Here is an 887-nt window from a genome sequence, read left to right on the forward strand (position 1 = left end):
CTACTATTTTATACTCCAAATAAATATATCTATAAATACCATAAAATCTAAAAAATTGAAATAAGAATTTCAAAACTTAATATAAATTGTAAAGAATAAATAAGATACCAATTATAAACAAGTAAAATTATTGAAATTCTTTTGATAAGTTATTTATATTAGTTATAAAAAATCATTTTAAGCTTAAATTTTATTTTGACTTTCATAATTTAAATTAGTATTTGCAAATTCCAATTTACTTAAGATATATTTAGCAAAATCTTCACTATCATTTGGACATTTACACACATTATAATCACCTTTATACTGATGTCTATATTCAATATCTAATTCTAAAATAGTTTCAGAACAATCAATACAAAATGATAATGGATATATTAAAACACTTTTATTGCCTAATTTATCTAATTCATCACTAAGTGCAGGTTCTAACCATTTTACAGGTCCTAATTTTGACTGATAAGCTAATTTAATTTCTTTAAAATCGTTTTGTAATTTATCCTTTAATATAGCAAAATGTTCTTTTATATGCTCTTCGTAAATATCACCCTTTTCTATAGTTTTTATCGGTAAAGAATGTGCTGATATTATCAAGCAATCAATATTTTTATATTTTTGTATCTCATTTAAAATAATATTATTATAAAGCTCATCTTGGTAAAAATAAGGTATTTCTTTTATACTGATTTTTTTATCAAAATTTTTATAAAAATCTTGTAAAGATGATGTAGTAGTGGTTATAGAATGATGTGGATATAAAGGAAATAGTATTATTTCATCATTATCTTTAAAATCATATTTAGCTAAGACTTCTTTAGCAAAAGGCGGAACATAAGTTGATATAAAATCAAAATGAAAATCTTTTTGCAAAGAATTTAATTTATCAC

1 protein-coding gene is annotated in these 887 nt (G+C 21.2%); it reads right to left on the minus strand.

Annotated features, from left to right (window positions below; genetic code table 11):
- Positions 1 to 183 precede the first annotated feature (183 nt).
- A partial coding sequence (gene hemH / locus KJQ99_RS09435) for a ferrochelatase (RefSeq protein WP_214150672.1) occupies positions 184 to 887 on the minus strand: 704 nt, incomplete at its 5' end.

Origin of the sequence: Campylobacter sp. 2018MI13 (assembly GCF_018501135.1) — a bacterium.
Taxonomy (GTDB): Bacteria; Campylobacterota; Campylobacteria; order Campylobacterales; family Campylobacteraceae; genus Campylobacter_E.